2 protein-coding genes are annotated in these 1722 nt (G+C 54.7%); both read right to left on the reverse strand.

All coding sequences use genetic code 11. The features are described 5' to 3' along the window. On the reverse strand, window positions 1–808 hold an 808-nt coding region (locus ACOSYY_RS06800), incomplete at its 3' end, for a phosphoenolpyruvate carboxykinase (ATP) (protein WP_526023297.1). A 38-nt stretch (window positions 809–846) separates the two neighbouring features. Then, window positions 847–1722 (reverse strand): MBL fold metallo-hydrolase RNA specificity domain-containing protein (locus tag ACOSYY_RS06805; RefSeq protein ID WP_421661513.1); only part of this gene is annotated, 876 nt, incomplete at its 5' end.

Here is a 1722-nt window from a genome sequence, read left to right on the forward strand (position 1 = left end):
AGCCGCCCTCAATATTAAAAATACCCTCGTCGCTCCAGCAATGTTCATCATCCCCGATGAGATGTCGTTTGGAGTCCGCGGAGAGCGTCGTCTTGCCGGTGCCCGACAGGCCGAAAAGCAATGACGAACGACCGGATTGTCTGTCAGCCGTGGCCGAGCAATGCATGGAGAGAATGCCCCGCTTGGGGGCCAGATAGTTGACCACTGTGAAAACGCCTTTTTTCATTTCACCAGCGTATTCGGTGCCGAGAATGATGAGTTCGCGGTCTTCAAAGCTCAGGTCGATGCTGGTCTTGGAGCCCATGCCGGCGGTAAGACGGTTGGCGGGAAAAGCGCCGGCGTTGTAGATCACGAAATCAGGCTGATGAAAATTTTCCAATTCCTGCTTGGTGGGCCGAATTAACATCGTGTGCATGAACAGGGCGTGGTATGGACGCGAGCAGATGACGCGTACCTTGAGCCGGTATTTCGGATCCCATCCCGCAAACCCATCGAAGCAGTAGAGCCGGTCACGAGAATTCAGGTAATCTCGCGCTCGTTCGCGGTTGATGGCGAACGTCTGTGGAGCGACCGGAATGTTGACCTTTCCCCACCAGACGTCGTTTTCTGATGATGGATGACGGACAATATGTTTGTCTTTCGGTGATCGCCCGGTCTTGGCTCCGGAATAGGCAACCAAAGCCCCGTTATCCGCGATGCTTGATTCTTTTTCATACCTGACGGCATGTTCGTACAGCGTACCGGGTGGCAGATTGCGGTGAACCTCGCCGACGGTCAACTCGTGTTCATTCAGATTGAATCCAGGCATGCCGTTGTGACCTCATTTCACATGCACAAAACCAACTATCATATCTCGATCACGTCGCCCATCTTTGGCAGCGTGCACTTCAAGCCGAAACGCTTCTGGATCTGCTTTGCCAATTCGTTCCTTTGAAGGTCTTCGCCGTGCGTCAGCACCACGCGCGGCTTGCTCGGAGCGATGACGCTGAACCACGCCAGCAGTTCCGTCTGGCCCGCGTGAGCGCTGAAACCGCCCAGCGTGTGAATTTGGGCGCGCACCATGACTTTTTCACCGTGGATGGTCACCGGACTTTGCCCATCCACCAAGCGTCTTCCCAGGGATCCGTGACCCTGATACCCCACGATGATCACTTGCGTCTCAGGTTTCCACAGATTGTTTTTCAGGTGATGCAGAACGCGACCGCCGTTGCACATGCCTGCGCCAGCCATGATCATGCAGGGACCGGGAACGTCGTTGATCTTCTTGGATTCCTCCGCCGTAGACGTCATCTGCATGGATTTGAGATCTTCGCGAAGCGGCCGATCCTTGATGAACTTCAACAGCGCGTCGTCAAAGAGTTCACGATGTCGGGTGTAGATGTTCGTCGCTTCAATGGCCATGGGACTGTCGAGGAAGATCGGGAAGGGTTTGACCTTCTTTGTTCGAAACATCCAGGCCAGAAGACTGGTCAACAACTGGGCCCGCCCGATGGCGAATGTGGGGACAATAATCTTTCCGCGTCCCTTCACGGCGTTCTTGACCGCTGCGACAAACTCGTCGACCGTTTTGCGGAACGGAGCATGGTCGCGGTTTCCATAGGTGGATTCGAGAAAAACCATGTCTGCTTCATGGAATGGCTCGAAATCGCGCAACATCGGAATGCTTCGAGGGCCGATATCGCCGGAAAATACGATCCGCTTCTCTTTTCCATCCTCCTGCAC

Source organism: Nitrospira sp. BLG_2, assembly GCF_049222245.1.